General features: G+C 51.8%; 14 protein-coding genes. 6 read left to right on the top strand and 8 right to left on the bottom strand.

Annotated features, from left to right (window positions below):
• The first annotated feature begins 84 nt into the window (after positions 1 to 84).
• The gene (fdhD, locus tag ACLD4K_RS08555) at positions 85 to 921 is read left to right on the top strand and encodes a formate dehydrogenase accessory sulfurtransferase FdhD (protein WP_001059739.1); all 837 of its coding nucleotides are present in this window, start codon (positions 85 to 87) and stop codon (positions 919 to 921) included.
• Positions 922 to 1,113: 192 nt separating this feature from the next.
• Positions 1,114 to 2,214 (top strand): DUF3829 domain-containing protein, encoded by a 1,101-nt coding sequence (locus ACLD4K_RS08550; RefSeq protein ID WP_411011693.1) that lies wholly within the window; start codon positions 1,114 to 1,116, stop codon positions 2,212 to 2,214.
• A gap of 355 nt (positions 2,215 to 2,569) precedes the next feature.
• On the opposite strand, the gene ACLD4K_RS08545 is transcribed toward ACLD4K_RS08550, so the two are convergent.
• Positions 2,570 to 2,893 (bottom strand): AzlD domain-containing protein, encoded by a 324-nt coding sequence (locus ACLD4K_RS08545; RefSeq protein WP_000527677.1) that lies wholly within the window; start codon positions 2,891 to 2,893, stop codon positions 2,570 to 2,572.
• Positions 2,893 to 3,552, bottom strand: a complete 660-nt coding sequence (locus ACLD4K_RS08540) for an AzlC family ABC transporter permease (RefSeq protein WP_000683586.1) — start codon at positions 3,550 to 3,552, stop codon at positions 2,893 to 2,895. The genes ACLD4K_RS08545 and ACLD4K_RS08540 overlap by 1 nt, the downstream gene beginning before the upstream one ends.
• A 100-nt stretch (positions 3,553 to 3,652) precedes the next feature.
• On the opposite strand from ACLD4K_RS08540, the gene ACLD4K_RS08535 reads away from it, so the two are divergent.
• The gene (locus ACLD4K_RS08535) at positions 3,653 to 4,201 is read left to right on the top strand and encodes a helix-turn-helix domain-containing protein (protein ID WP_001517951.1); all 549 of its coding nucleotides are present in this window, start codon (positions 3,653 to 3,655) and stop codon (positions 4,199 to 4,201) included.
• 88 nt (positions 4,202 to 4,289) lie between these two features.
• On the opposite strand, the gene rhaM is transcribed toward ACLD4K_RS08535, so the two are convergent.
• From rhaM to rhaB, 5 genes are all read right to left on the bottom strand, one after another.
• On the bottom strand, positions 4,290 to 4,604 hold the full coding sequence (gene rhaM / locus ACLD4K_RS08530) for an L-rhamnose mutarotase (RefSeq protein ID WP_000619478.1): 315 nt from the start codon (positions 4,602 to 4,604) through the stop codon (positions 4,290 to 4,292).
• Positions 4,601 to 5,749 (bottom strand): lactaldehyde reductase, encoded by a 1,149-nt coding sequence (fucO, locus tag ACLD4K_RS08525; protein WP_411011692.1) that lies wholly within the window; start codon positions 5,747 to 5,749, stop codon positions 4,601 to 4,603. The genes rhaM and fucO overlap by 4 nt, the downstream gene beginning before the upstream one ends.
• A gap of 126 nt (positions 5,750 to 5,875) precedes the next feature.
• Positions 5,876 to 6,703 (bottom strand): rhamnulose-1-phosphate aldolase, encoded by an 828-nt coding sequence (gene rhaD / locus ACLD4K_RS08520; RefSeq protein WP_001179685.1) that lies wholly within the window; start codon positions 6,701 to 6,703, stop codon positions 5,876 to 5,878.
• A 142-nt stretch (positions 6,704 to 6,845) separates the two neighbouring features.
• Complete coding sequence (locus ACLD4K_RS08515; protein ID WP_411011691.1) at positions 6,846 to 8,105, bottom strand: L-rhamnose isomerase; 1,260 nt, start codon at positions 8,103 to 8,105, stop codon at positions 6,846 to 6,848.
• On the bottom strand, positions 8,102 to 9,571 hold the full coding sequence (gene rhaB, locus ACLD4K_RS08510; RefSeq protein WP_411011690.1) for a rhamnulokinase: 1,470 nt from the start codon (positions 9,569 to 9,571) through the stop codon (positions 8,102 to 8,104). The genes ACLD4K_RS08515 and rhaB overlap by 4 nt, the downstream gene beginning before the upstream one ends.
• Positions 9,572 to 9,858: 287 nt before the next feature.
• Here rhaB and rhaS point away from each other — a divergent pair, with 287 nt between their 5' ends.
• The gene (gene rhaS, locus ACLD4K_RS08505) at positions 9,859 to 10,695 is read left to right on the top strand and encodes an HTH-type transcriptional activator RhaS (protein WP_000217108.1); all 837 of its coding nucleotides are present in this window, start codon (positions 9,859 to 9,861) and stop codon (positions 10,693 to 10,695) included.
• 152 nt (positions 10,696 to 10,847) lie between these two features.
• Positions 10,848 to 11,696 carry an HTH-type transcriptional activator RhaR gene (gene rhaR, locus ACLD4K_RS08500; RefSeq protein ID WP_411011689.1) on the top strand — a complete coding sequence of 283 codons (849 nt, stop codon included), beginning with the start codon at positions 10,848 to 10,850 and terminating at the stop codon, positions 11,694 to 11,696.
• Here rhaR and rhaT read toward each other — a convergent pair.
• Positions 11,693 to 12,727 carry an L-rhamnose/proton symporter RhaT gene (gene rhaT, locus ACLD4K_RS08495; protein ID WP_411011688.1) on the bottom strand — a complete coding sequence of 345 codons (1,035 nt, stop codon included), beginning with the start codon at positions 12,725 to 12,727 and terminating at the stop codon, positions 11,693 to 11,695. The genes rhaR and rhaT overlap by 4 nt on opposite strands.
• Positions 12,728 to 13,345: 618 nt before the next feature.
• Between rhaT and ACLD4K_RS08490 the strand changes: the two genes are divergently transcribed.
• Complete coding sequence (locus tag ACLD4K_RS08490; RefSeq protein WP_411011687.1) at positions 13,346 to 14,029, top strand: oligogalacturonate-specific porin KdgM family protein; 684 nt, start codon at positions 13,346 to 13,348, stop codon at positions 14,027 to 14,029.
• Positions 14,030 to 14,042 lie beyond the last annotated feature (13 nt).

Here is a 14,042-nt window from a genome sequence, read left to right as displayed (position 1 = left end):
TTGGATAAATTTTCCTCCATCCGGGAGGAGTTGTAACAGAATACCATAATGTTGGTGTGTGTGTTCTTATATGGTTAAAAGAAAGTGAACAATATACTGTCTGAAGAAGTCCTAAATGTGACTGATTTCACAACCTCACGCCAGTTGACTCTCTGGAAACGCGAGGATTTGCAGTCCCCCCAACTTGATGATGTTGCCGAGGAAGTGCCAGTGGCACTGGTGTATAACGGTATTTCGCATGTCGTTATGATGGCTTCTCCGAAAGATCTGACGCATTTCGCAATAGGGTTTTCTCTGTCGGAAGGGATCATTGACAGCCCGCGTGAAATCTATGGCATGGACGTTGTGCCGTCCTGTAACGGACTTGAAGTGCAGATTGATCTTTCCAGCCGTCGATTTATGGGGCTGAAAGCGCGTCGTCGCGCGCTGGCTGGACGCACCGGTTGCGGCGTGTGTGGCGTGGAACAGCTCAATGACATCGGTAAGCCGGTGCAACCGCTGCCGTTTAGCCAAACGTTTAATCTCGGTAACCTTGATCGCGCGTTAAAACATCTGAATGATTTTCAACCGACGGGTAAGCTGACGGGTTGTACGCACGCTGCGGCGTGGGTCATGCCGTCGGGTGAACTGGCGGGGGGCCATGAAGATGTCGGACGCCACGTTGCGCTGGATAAACTGCTCGGCCGCCGCGCCACGGAGGGTGAGGAATGGCGGCAAGGCGCGGCGCTGGTTTCCAGTCGTGCGAGTTACGAAATGGTGCAGAAGTCGGCGATGTGCGGTGTGGAAATTTTGTTTGCGGTTTCTGCTGCCACTACGCTCGCGGTTGACGTCGCTGAACGGTGTAATCTTACGCTGGTGGGGTTCTGTAAGCCGGGTCGGGCGACCATTTATACCCATCCGCAGCGGTTAATCGCAGACTAAAATAGTACCCTCTACATTTGCGTAAAATATATATTATTAATTTAATATATATTTTATGTAGAATGATGGCATATAAAATATATATTTTCTGGATTTTACAGCTTCTCTTAATAACGGAATCACGTATAGTGGCGAGGCCATATTTTCGTTAAAATAACAGAACCCCAACGTAAATATACAAAAGGCAATTAAATGAAAAGGAATTTATTATCCTCAGCGATAATCATTGCGCTAATGACCCTGGGCGCAACAGGATGTGATGACAATAATGTTAAAACCGAGGCGACGCCGGCCGCCAGCAGTCAGCCTGCGACGCCAGCGCCTTCTCAGACGCCGGAAACGCAATCTGGCGAAAGTCCAGCGCAGCCCCCAGCAGCGAAGCCAGAATCGGCAACTCAGCCCCCGGCGGCGAAGCCAGAAACGCCAGCTCAGCCGGAGGTTGACGCTGAAGAAGTTTATAGTGAAAAAATGGATGTCTATATCGATTGTTTTAATAAACTTCAATTGCCCGTCCAGCACAGTCTGGCGCGTTACGCGGATTGGGTGAAAGACTTTAAAAAAGGTCCGACAGGGAAAGAGAGCCTGGTTTATGGCATTTATGGTATTACGGAGTCTTACATAACGAATTGCCAGAAAGAGATGAAACAGGTGGCCGCCTTAACGCCATTACTTGAGCCTATTGATGGCGTTGCCGTTAGCTATATTGATAGCGCCGCCGCGCTGGGTAATACCATTAACGAAATGGAAAAATATTATACCCAGGAAAACTATAAAGATGATGCCTTTGCTAAAGGTAAGGCGCTGCATCAGACATTACTGAAGAATATCGAGGATTTTAAACCCGTCTCGGAAAAATATCATGAGGCTATTCAGGAAATAAATGACAAGCGGCAATTGACACAGTTGAAGAAAATAGAAGAATCGGAAGGTAAAACATTTAACTATTATTCTCTGGCTGTCATGATTTCGGCAAAGCAGATCAACAAGGTTATTTCTGCCGATACCTTTGATGCCGAAGCGATGATGAAAAAAGTCGCGGAACTGGAAACAATGATTGCGCAATTGAAACAGTCGGATACTGATGGACGGAATTTTCCTTTCGTTAATTCTGCAGCGGATTATCAGCTAAAAGCTAAAAAATATATTCGTCGCATCAGAGACAATGTTCAATATTCTGATTTTGAAAAGAAACGGGTGCAGGACCCTGCAACAGGATGGATGGTTGCGGATTCTTATCCGGCGGCGTTGAGAAGTTATAACGAGATGGTGGATGATTATAATCGCCTGCGTTGAGTGACGGCACATTAACTGCGCGCAGGCTGGCGCAAGTGCCTATAAAATTACGCTATAACGCCAATAAAAAGCGCCGATCAGGCGCTTTTTTCGTTTATGTATTCTTCATCAGGCAATATCCGTAAAAATAGCTGACGTAAACATTAACTAAAGAGAGCTATTAGAAAAACCAGTAATCTGAAGCTATCACAAGATGTTGACGTCACGCTGGAAGGTACTGGTAGTGTCATTGAGGATCGGCATTTATATGGAAAGCATTTATCCCGCCTGATGCGAAAATTCTGAGCCACTTCAGCATAGGGCGGCCCAGCCTTCATCACTTATAGGGTGTCACGTCCAACTGTTCTGTAAGACGTTAATTAATACCCGCCATTCGTAATAACGCGGTCACTACCGCGGCGGCGATAATCACCACAATAAGCGGCATTTTACGCCAGGCTAAAAATACGGCGAAGCCAACCCCAAGAACGCGCGCCATGCCAGCGAAGTGTTCGCCTTCGTAAAAGGTGGTCGCCAGCGCGACGGAGAATAGCAGCACCGTTGCCGCATCCGAGAGCAGCGCCTGTGAGCGCTCAGACAGCGCCAGACGGCTGCCAAGTTTCGCGCCGCCGAGGCGCATCAAATAGGTTCCCGCAGACAAAAGAGCAATACCGATAATAAATAGCGTCATATTGCCCATTATTTTTTCCTCGCCAGTAGGCCAAGCAGCGAAAGCAACACCGGCAATCCGGCCGCCACAAAGGGAACGGCGGCAAGCGACAGCGCGGCGCCGCTGCAACCACGAATCAATGTGGTGCGGTTTTTAAACGCCGGGATCACCAGCGCCAGTAAGATTGCCGGGAATACGGCATCCAGACCGATGGTTTCTGGGGCCGGGAGCAGTTTGCCGACACCTGCGCCAATCAGTGTGCCAATCGGCCAGAATAGGGCGACGCCCAGACCGCATAGCCAGTAGGCGGCTTTACGTTGTTCGGGTGTTTTTTGCGACAGGCCGAACACCACGCTCTCATCATTCATAATATGGCAGCCGAAAAAGCTGGCAGCGCGGGTGCCAACCAAATCGCGCACCGTTACGCCAAACGGCACGTGGCGCGCATTCACCAGCAGTCCTGCCGCCGCCGCCGCTAACGGATTGCCGCCGCTGGCAACAATGCCGATAAACATAAATTCGGACGCACCCGCCAGTACAAAAATAGAGAGGACAAACGGCACCCACAGTGGGAAACCGTAGGCCATCGCCAGTGAGCCATAGGACATGCCGACGACGCCCACGGCCAGGCACACTAAAAATATCGCTTTTATCGTGTCTCCTTTGAGACAGGAAAAATAGTGTTTCATCTTCTTTAGTCATATCGAACGAATTTTCATTATAATGAACGGAACAGATTTGCTTTACAAGACGAACATTTCGTTCGTTATAGTGAACGTTGGATGCTTTATGACACAACCTATTAGCGTCATTGCCAGAAGCCTGGTACGCGAACGCCAGCGAACCGGACTGTCGCTGGCGGAGATTGCGCGGCGCGCAGGCATCGCTAAATCTACGCTTTCACAACTGGAAGCAGGGAACGGCAACCCCAGCCTGGAGACGTTATGGTCGCTATGCGTCGCGCTCGACATTCCCTTTGCCAGGCTGCTGGAGCCGCAGGTACAAAAAACGCAGGTGATTCGCCGCGGAGAAGGCACCAAAGTCGTGGCGGAGCAGGCGCATTATCAGGCGATATTACTGGCGGCGTGTCCGCCCGGCGCGCGGCGTGATATCTATCTGCTGTTGACGCAGCCGGGGGCCGACCGGATCTCTCACCCGCATCCGCCGGGGTCGGTGGAACATATTATTGTGACGCAGGGAAAAGCCCTTGTCGGCTTAACCGAGGCGCCGGAAGAGCTGGCGGAGGGCGATTACATTTGTTATCCCGGCGACCAGGCGCATATCTTTAAAGCGCTGGAACCGGATACTCAGGCTATCCTGGTAGCGGAGCAGAATTGAAATTGCCGGATGGCGGCGTAACCGCCTTATCCGGCCTACAAAAAATAAAACCGTAGGCCCGGTAAGCTTGCGCCACCGGGCACACGACTTACTGCAGATAGAACACCTCTTTTAGCTCTGCGCTGACCGGGCTGTTATCCGGATTCGCGGGCATAACGTCACGCATATGTTTCCACCAACGCTGGCAAACGTCGGTGCTGGCAACGGCGTTCCAGCGCTCCTCGGATTCAATCTCAACGGTGGCGAACAGCAGATTGCGCTCCTGATCGAGATAAATCGCGTAGTGATGCGCGCCGTGAGATTTTAATACGGCTTCCAGCTCCGGCCAGATTGGGTTATGACGACGCTGATACTCCTCGTGCGCGTCGGCATTTACCTGCATCACAAAGGCTTTGCGGATCATAACGCCTCCAGGTACAGCTCGCGAACTTCATCGCGGCTGGCGGTGCGCGGGTTACACGGCGCGCACGGGTCGGCGAGGGCTTTATCCAGCCAGCCTTCGATATCTTCTTTTGTGACGCCCAATTTGCTGAAACCGTCTGGAATGCCGACGCGTTTGCTCAGCGTACGGATAGCGTTAATCGCTTCCTGACTTGCGGCTTCGTCAGACATACCGCGCGTCTCCACGCCCATCGCCTGTGCGATGCGGGCAAAACGCGCGACGGCGTTCGGACGGTTAAAGTTCTCGACAATTGGCAGCAGGATAGCGTTGCAGACGCCGTGCGGCAGATTGTGGGTTGCGCCAGGCTGGTGCGCCAGCGCGTGAACCAGCCCCAAACCGGCGCTGTTGAACGCCATACCCGCCAGGTACTGGCCGAATGCCATTTGCTCACGGGCTTCGAGGTTATGACCATCGTCAACCGCTTTCGGTAGCCACACATTGATTAAGCGAATCGCTTCCAGCGCGTTAGCGTCGGTGAGCGGGTGCGCGCCAACGGAGACATAGGCTTCCACCGCATGGGTCAGGGCATCCATGCCGGTTGCGGCGGTCACAGAAGCCGGGATTTCCAGCATGACGCTAGCGTCATCCACGGCAATATCCGGGATGATATTCGGGTCGATGATCACCTCTTTGACCTTACGGGCAGAGTCGATAATCACCGCGTTGCTGGTCATCTCTGCCGCGGTACCTGCCGTAGTATTAATCGCTACCAGCGGTACGCCGGCGTTTTTCACTTTGCCGACGCCGGAGTAGGCGGTAGATGGACCTGGGTTGGCGGTCAGAATTTTCACCGCTTTAGCGGTATCGATCGGGCTGCCGCCGCCGAAGGCGATAATGTAGTCACATTCTGCGCTCTGATACGCCGCAAAACCTTTCTGCACCAGCTCTTCTGTCGGGTTTGGGAACACCTCATCAAACAGGTGGTAAGACATTTGATGTTCATCCAGTGCGCTAAACAGGCTATCCAGCAGGCCCAGCTTTACCAGTTGACCATCGGTAACGATCAGCGCTTTGCCCCATTGCTTATTCGCCACAAGGTTCACCATATCGGCAATCGCTCCAGCGCCATGCAGGCTAATTTTTGGCAGTGCCAACATAAAGCTCATCACTATTCTCCTTAAAAAAATTCCCTGTTGCCCGATGGCGCTACGCTTATCGGGCCTACGGTAAAATGCGCACCGACCTGTAGGCCGGATAAGGCAAAGCCGCATCCGGCGTTGAGTTGGGAGGTATCAGTACAGCGCTACGGCGCTGGCCAGCGGTGTCACGCCAAATCGTTTGCCGAGTGCGACCAGTTCTTCGCGCGTGATGGTCTGCTTCATACCGCCCATCGAATAGATTTTGACTAATACCTCAGCGGATTTCTCTGCGGTATCTATCAAACCGAAGGTTTCATCCAGCGTAGGTCCGCTTCCGAACACGCCGTGGAACGGCCACAGTACCAGCGAATGTTTCTGCATTTCTTGCGCGGTGGCCTGGCCGATTTCATCGGTGCCTGGCACCATCCACGGCAGAATGCCGACACCGTCCGGGAATACCACCAGGCATTCGGTGCTGCCTTCCCACAGTTTGCGGGTGATCAGCGCAGTGTTGTTTTCCAGTACGTAGGTGAGGGCGATCAGGTTAGTCGCATGGCAATGCATAATGACGCGGTCTTTGCCGTGGGTGGCTTTGATGCGTTCGCAGTGGGAGAGGAAATGCGCCGGGAGTTCAGAGGTGGGGACCGCGTCGTGGGTTAAGCCCCACAGAATGTGGTAGCCTGCGCCGTCGCTGTCGATTTTGACCACGCCTAAATTAGCTGCCGGATCGAGCTGCACGTTGCGGAAGAATTTGCCGGAACCGGTAACGATAAACGGCGTATTCGCCAGCAGCGGCATGGGTTGACTTAGCGCGATATAGCGTGGTTTTTCGTGGAAATTAGCCGCAAAAGGCGCGATGTCTGCTTCATCCAGACGCAGCGTCAGGTTACCGCCATTACGTTCGTCCCACCCTTTCAGCCACGCATCAGACGTAGCTTTAATCATGCCCTGGACAAACCAGGAATCGGTAATATTTTGCATGTTCGTGTTCCCATTTATTGCCCGAAGGTTATTCGGGTCTTACGTAGGCCGGATAAGCGCAGCGCCATCCGGCAATCGTGTTTCATTTATTGCCGGATGGCGACGCGGGCGTCTTATCCGGCCTACAGATCAGGTGTCGCTGTCAGCTACGTTTGCTCAGGATCTCTTTTTCGTAGGCGCGAACGCTGTCCAGCCACTGGCTGCCAGCCGGCGTGTCGTGACGCTGGCAATACATTTCCCAGACGGCCTGCCACGGCAGAGATTTTTGCTCTTCCAGCAGCGCCAGACGCGCGGTGTAATCGCCGCTGGCCTCAAGCTGACGCAGTTGATCTGTGGGTTCCAGCAGAGCGCGCAGTAGCGCTTTTTTCATGTTGCGGGTACCGATAACCCACGCGGCGACACGGTTGATAGAGGCGTCGAAGAAATCCAGACCGATATGCACACGGTCGAACAGGTTATGACGGACGATCTCGCTGGCAATTGCCTGGGTTTCATCGTCCAGGAGCACCACGTGGTCGCTATCCCAGCGTACCGGGCGGCTGACGTGCAGCAGCAGCCGTGGCACATAGAGCATGGCGGCGGAAATTTTGTCGGAAATCACTTCAGTGGGATGGAAGTGGCCCGCATCCAGGCACAGCGCGGTCTGACGGCTGGTGGCGTAGCCCATGTAGAACTCATTGGAGCCGACGGTGTAGCTTTCCGCGCCGATGCCAAACAGTTTGCTTTCGACGGCGTCGATGTGGTGCGCCGGGTCGAATTTCTCGCTAATGACCTCATCCAGCGCTTCCAGCAGGCGCTGGCGCGGGGCTAAACGGTCGACGGTAATGTCTTTCATGCCGTCCGGGATCCAGATGTTCATCACCGACGGCGTACCGAGCTGCTCACCAAAGTATGCCGAGACGCGGCGGCTGGCTTTGCAGTGATCGATCCAGAACTGGCGAATTTTCGCGTCGGGATGAGAGAGGGTAAAACCGTCAGCGCTCAGTGGATGAGAAAAACAGGTAGGGTTGAAATCCAGCCCCAGCCGGTTCGCTTTCGCCCACTCCACCCAGTGTTTAAAATGCTCCGGTTTGATCTGGTCACGGGCAACCGGCGTATCCGACTCAAGATAAATGGCATGCAGGTTCAGCCGTTTTGGTCCTGGGATCAGACGCAGCGCCTGTTCCAGATCGGCGCGCAGTTCGGTGGCGTTACGCGCTTTGCCCGGATAGTTGCCGGTTGACTGAATTCCGCCCGTCAACGAACCTTCCGGGTTCTCGAATCCGGCAACATCGTCGCCCTGCCAGCAGTGCATGGAAACCGGCAGGCGATCGAGCTGGCGCAGCGCCTCCTCGACATCAATACCTACTGCGGCGAAACGTTGTTTTGCCAGTTCCCAGGCTTGTTCCAGTTGAGTGGTCATGCGCAAAGCTCCTTTGTCTGTCGTTTGGGTTGAAACTGCGCAACGTGGCGGGCAATTTCACTATCAGGATTAGGGATATAGGTTGTCAGGTCGTAGTTAGCGCTGACGACCTGACGGAAGTCATCGACGTTGTTTAATTCGTCGAGGGTCATAAGCTGAATACCAATATTGCCAAGGGTGGAGGCTTCAACCGGCCCGGCCATCACGCGAATGCCACATGCATCGGCGCACAACTGGTTGAGTAGCGCGTTTTGGCATCCGCCGCCGACAATATGCAGTTGGGTAAATTTTTCGCCGCGCAGATTTGCCAGTTCGTGCAGAATGTCGGCATACAACAGCGCCAGACTGTCGAAAATGCAGCGCGCCAGTTCGGCATCGCTGACGGGAACGGGCTGGTCGGTCTCGCGACAGGCGGCCTGGATTTCAGCGCGCATATCGTCAGGATTGATAAAGCGATCGTCATTCGGGTTAATCAGGAAACGGCAGGCCGGCAGCGCTTCTGTTTGGGCGATAAGCGCAGGCAGATCGGTAATGCGCCGTTCTTTCAGCACACGCTGGAGCAGCCACAAACCCATAATGTTTTTCAGTACCCGATAACGCCCTTCCGCGCCGCCTTCGTTGGTGATATTGGCAGCCAGCGCCTCGTCAGTGGTGTAGGGCATTTTGCTTTCAAAACCCATCAACGACCAGGTGCCTGAAGACAGGTAAGCGCTATGTTTATTTGCCAGCGGAGAGGCAATAACGGCGCTGGCGGTATCGTGGCTGGCGACGGCTACCACCGGAATACGGTTGCCCTGCGGGCAAATCCAGTCGCCGATAACATTGCCAGGGTGCGAGGGGCGGCCGAACCAGCTCTTTTTCGCGCCAGTCCACGCCAGCAGGGTCTCGTCCCAGTCATCGGTATTGATATTGACCAACTGGGTGGTCGTGGCGTTGGTGTATTCCCAGTTCATTTCACCGGTCAGGCGGTAGCTGAAATAATCGGGCATCAGCAGCGCATGAGCGACCTGCGCCGTTAACTCAGGCTGTTGCTTCGTCAGCGCGCGTAGCTGATAGATGGTGTTAAACGGCAGAAACTGAATCCCGCTGCGGCGATAGATCTCGCTTTTGCCGATCTGGACCCGCGCTTGCGACATGATGCCCGTGGTACGGTTATCGCGGTAGGAGACCGGCAGGCCGACACGCTGACCTTGTTTATCCAGCAGGACATAATCGACGCCCCAGGTGTCGATACCGATGCTGTCGATAAGAATGCCTTCATTGCAGACTTTCTTCAGACCAAGACGGATATCCTTTTCCAGACTGTCGATGTCCCAGGTGTCAAACCCGTCTGTTTTTTGTAGGCAGTTCACAAAACGGTGAATTTCACGTAGCGTCAGGGTACGGTGTTTGCTGTCGTAACGCGCCAGCATCACGCGCCCGCTGGATGCGCCGAGATCAACCGCGACACAATGGCGAAAAGTCATAATCAGGTCCTTCTTAGAGTCATTGCGTACAGTCTAAAAAAGCCCTCAAAGACCTACCTTCTCGTTACTGACAGGAAAATGAGCCGCTGGCAACAAGGCAAAGATGAACGTGATAGCGTTCACAGTTTCTACTAATAGGCCGATGTGATGTCGTCCGCATTTCCCGCTTTTTCCCGCCTTTTCTTGAAAAAAAGACCATGTTTGCGCGCTTTAGCGTCAAAAATTTAAGGTGAGGCCGATAGCCCTTAATTACTATTCGGACATGTTGAATTCAGGAGGAAGCAACCATGACCGTACTGCATAGCGTGGATTTTTTTCCATCAGGTAAAGCGCCCGTGGCGATTGAACCCCGTCTGCCGCAAGCCGCTTTCCCTGAACATCATCATGATTTTCATGAAATCGTGATTGTGGAACACGGTACGGGCATTCATGTATTCAACGGGCAGCCGTATACCATCAGCGGCGGTACCGTGTGTTTTGTTCGCGATCACGACCGGCATTTATATGAGCATACCGACAACCTATGCCTGACGAATGTACTGTGGCGTTCACCGGATGCCTTCCAGTTCCTGGCGGGGTTGGATCAATTGCTGCCGCAGGAGCAGGATGGTTACTATCCTTCTCACTGGCGGGTGAATCAGAGCGCGTTGCAGCAGGTGCGCCAGTTGGTCGGCTTGATGGAGCGCGCCGGAGACGGCATGGATGCGCCTGCGGTGGCGAATCGCGAAATTTTGTTTATGCAACTACTGGTGTTGTTACGCCGCAGTAGCCTGATGGAAGGCGCGACTAATAACGACGCCAAACTCAACCAACTAATGGCATGGCTGGAAGACCATTTTGCGGAGGAGGTTTGCTGGGAGGCGGTAGCTGAACAGTTTTCGCTGTCGCTACGCACGCTGCATCGTCAGCTTAAACAGCATACCGGGCTGACGCCGCAACGTTACCTTAATCGCCTGCGTTTGATCAAAGCCCGGCATTTATTGCGCCATAGCGATCATAGCGTGACAGAAATCGCGTACCGCTGCGGTTTTGGCGACAGTAACCACTTTTCGACTCTGTTTCGCCGAGAATTTAACTGGTCGCCGCGGGATATCCGTCAGGGACGCGATGCGATAATCCAGTAACGCGAACGCTATCAACGTTTTCGTCGCCAATATGCTGATAATTATACCCTTTAATACCGGATGGCGGCTGCGCCTTACCTGGCCTACGGCGGCGAGCGGTAGACAGAATAAGCGTAGCGCCATCCGGCAAGCATTCAACATGAGGTGCTGCGGTGGCAAATCAGTTAATCCTTTTGAAAAAAGATTTTTTTACTGATGAGCAGCAGGCCGTTACGGTTGCCGATCGCTATCCACAGGATGTTTTTGCGGAACATACGCATGAGTTTTGTGAACTGGTGATGGTCTGGCGGGGCAATGGCCTACACGTTCTTAATGAGCGTCCATACAGAATTACCCGCGGCGATCTGTTTTACATTCGTGCTGAAGACAAACACTCCTATACCTCCGTTAACGATCTGGTGCTGCAAAATATTATTTACTGCCCGGAGCGTTTGAAACTCAATGTAAACTGGCAGGCGATGATTCCCGGCTTTCAGGGAGCGGAGTGGCATCCTCACTGGCGGCTGGGCAGTATGGGAATGAATCAGGCGCGGCAGGTCATTAACCAGCTTGAACATGAGAATAATGGACGCGATCCGCTGGCGAATGAGATGGCGGAATTGCTGTTTGGTCAACTGGTGATGACGTTAAAACGGCATCGCTACGCGACCGACGATCTTCCGGCAACCTCCAGAGAAACCCTGTTGGATAAATTAATTACCGCTTTGGCTAATAGCCTTGAGCGTCCCTTTGCGCTGGATGCGTTTTGCCAGCAGGAACAATGCAGCGAACGGGTGCTGCGGCAGCAGTTTCGCGCCCAAACCGGGATGACGATTAATCAATATTTACGCCAGGTCCGTATTTGCCACGCGCAGTATCTGCTTCAGCATAGCCCGCTGATGATTAGCGAGATTTCGATGCAGTGCGGTTTTGAAGATAGTAATTATTTTTCAGTGGTGTTCACGCGGGAAACCGGGATGACGCCGAGCCAATGGCGTCATCTCAGTAATCAAAGCGATTAACTGGCCATGCCTAAACCGACAATATTCGCCGCGATAATAATTACCACGCAGCCGAGGCTTAATACGGCAACGGGACGGCGGCCAGCATTTTTCCACTCTTTTAGCACCAGACCGACAAGCCCCCCGCACAGCACATAGAAGCTCATGTGCAGCATCCAGCTCATGTAGTCATATTGCGCGGGAATGCGCGCGTGACCCCAGGCATAGAAAAAGAACTGTAAATACCACATCAGACCGCCAAGCGCGGACAGCAGAATATTGCTGATAATCAACGGTCTTGCCAGCGAGAAGTCGGCTTTTATCGACAGATTTTGCACTTTTGCCAGGCGGATAAAACAGAAACCGAGGTTCACCAGCGCGCCGCCGCCCATAATCACCACGTAACTCGGCAGCGCGACATAGAGCGGGTCAACGCCAAGCGCGGCAGCAGCTTCATGCATCGGTTTCGCGGCGTTCATGGCAAAAGACATCCCCGCCGAGAAAATACCGCACATCACGGCCAGCAGAAGCCCTTTCTTCAGATTGAACTCCTCCGCTTTAATGCCCATTTTGCGTTCTTTTAACTGTCCGGCGCGCGTCACAATCCCGACGCCGATCAGCGCGACAAAAACGCCAAGTAGCGTCATGCGTCCCCCTTCGGTATGAATTAACACATCGAAGTTACCGTTGATGATGGGCGTCATCAGCGTGCCGACGATAAGCGTAATGCCGATAGCGATGCCGATACCCATCGACATCCCGAGATAACGCATGGTCAGACCGTAATTAATATTGCCGATGCCCCACATGGCGCCGAACAGAAAAACCGGTAAAAGGGTGGAGAGGTCAAACTGTCCATAATAGGCCCAGAAATCAGGCAGTAACAGAGCGCTAACTGTCCACGGCAGAATAAGCCAGGAGACAATGCCGCCCACTGACCACATGGTTTCCCATGACCACTGTTTCACTTGCTTGAACGGGGCATAGAAGCAGGCTGCACTGGCCGCCCCTATCAAATGCCAGAAAATACCCATCGTAATCGCGTTACTCATGACATGTTCCTCATTATTTTTTATGGCCGGGATACCCCTTCCGTTTGCATGAGTTTAAAAATTACGCAGTCTGGTAACCTTATAACGATTGCCGCCGTTGGGTGTATTCTGGCAATCAGCACGTTAATGAAGTGATTAACTTCACGTTTTAAAAAAGTCGGAGCGCATCGTGACCGTCTGGATGTTATTTAAATCAGTGGGTAATATTGGTTTTCTAAAATACCTTCATCATAACGACACGAAACGACTTAGCTGGCAGCAATGCAAAGAAAACGCTGCGTGAGCTCACATAATGGGAATAGTCTGACTTACCGTTTGATAAAAGGGTAGTTATACAGTAATTATTTAGTTGTTTTATTTGTATTTACAATTTAAATATATTGAAATTAACGTTAGGAATCAATGAAATATAAATATAAGGAAATCCCTATATTGGCTTTGTTGATGGTGTTTTGATTTTTATGTTATATGGCGAATATAAATTTCATTTATTTTATTTTGCTTTTTGAACATTATCCCAATTTTAAATTAAAGATCTTTGCCTATATTGTCGCCATTCACATTGCGTATTATGGTTGTGATGGTCTGACATGAAACAACGTTTTAATTTTAAATTAAATGGATCCTGTTATGAGAAAATCTCTTTTCTTACTATTACCTCTTGTTGTAACAAATGCGCATGCAGTATATGTCGATGTTCGTCATGAATATCTTGACGACAGTAAAGCTAACTATGACCGTGCGTATATTTCTCATCGTTTTGCGAATGGTTTTGGTTTTGCGATAGAAGCTATCTCAAAATCAGGCGGGGATGACACCAATAAAGCGTTTAATGACCTGGAAACACAGGGTAACGAATATACGATAAGCTACCAATTTAAAACGGGTGATGTCGCCTGGCAACCGGGTTTTGTGCTGGAAACAGGCGATGGTTACTCTACCTATAAGCCTTACTTCCGCGCGACGTGGACATTAAATGAAAGCTGGTGGGTTGGCGCGCGCTATCGTTTTGAATATGTACGCCGTTCTTCTGATATCCGGGATGATGATACCATCAATCGTATGGATGTCTGGGCAGGTTATAAATGGAACAACTTTGACTGGACAATCGAAGGAATTTATAAGAAAGCCGATAAATATGATCTTTACGATGGCGGCAAAGATAATTATGAATATAACTTCAGAACTGCCTATATTATTGACCAATGGTCGCCATTCGTTGAGGTAGGTAATGTTTCCGTCAATAGCAACAGCGATGAAAGACAAACCCGTTTCCGCGTGGGTATAGGCTACACATTCTAATCATTATCCCTGT

The organism is Salmonella sp. 741265055_HSA (genome assembly GCF_046569525.1).
Lineage (GTDB): Bacteria > Pseudomonadota > Gammaproteobacteria > Enterobacterales > Enterobacteriaceae > Salmonella > Salmonella enterica.
The sequence above is the reverse complement of the archived record's forward strand: the minus strand, read 5'-3'. Positions and strand labels throughout refer to the sequence as shown.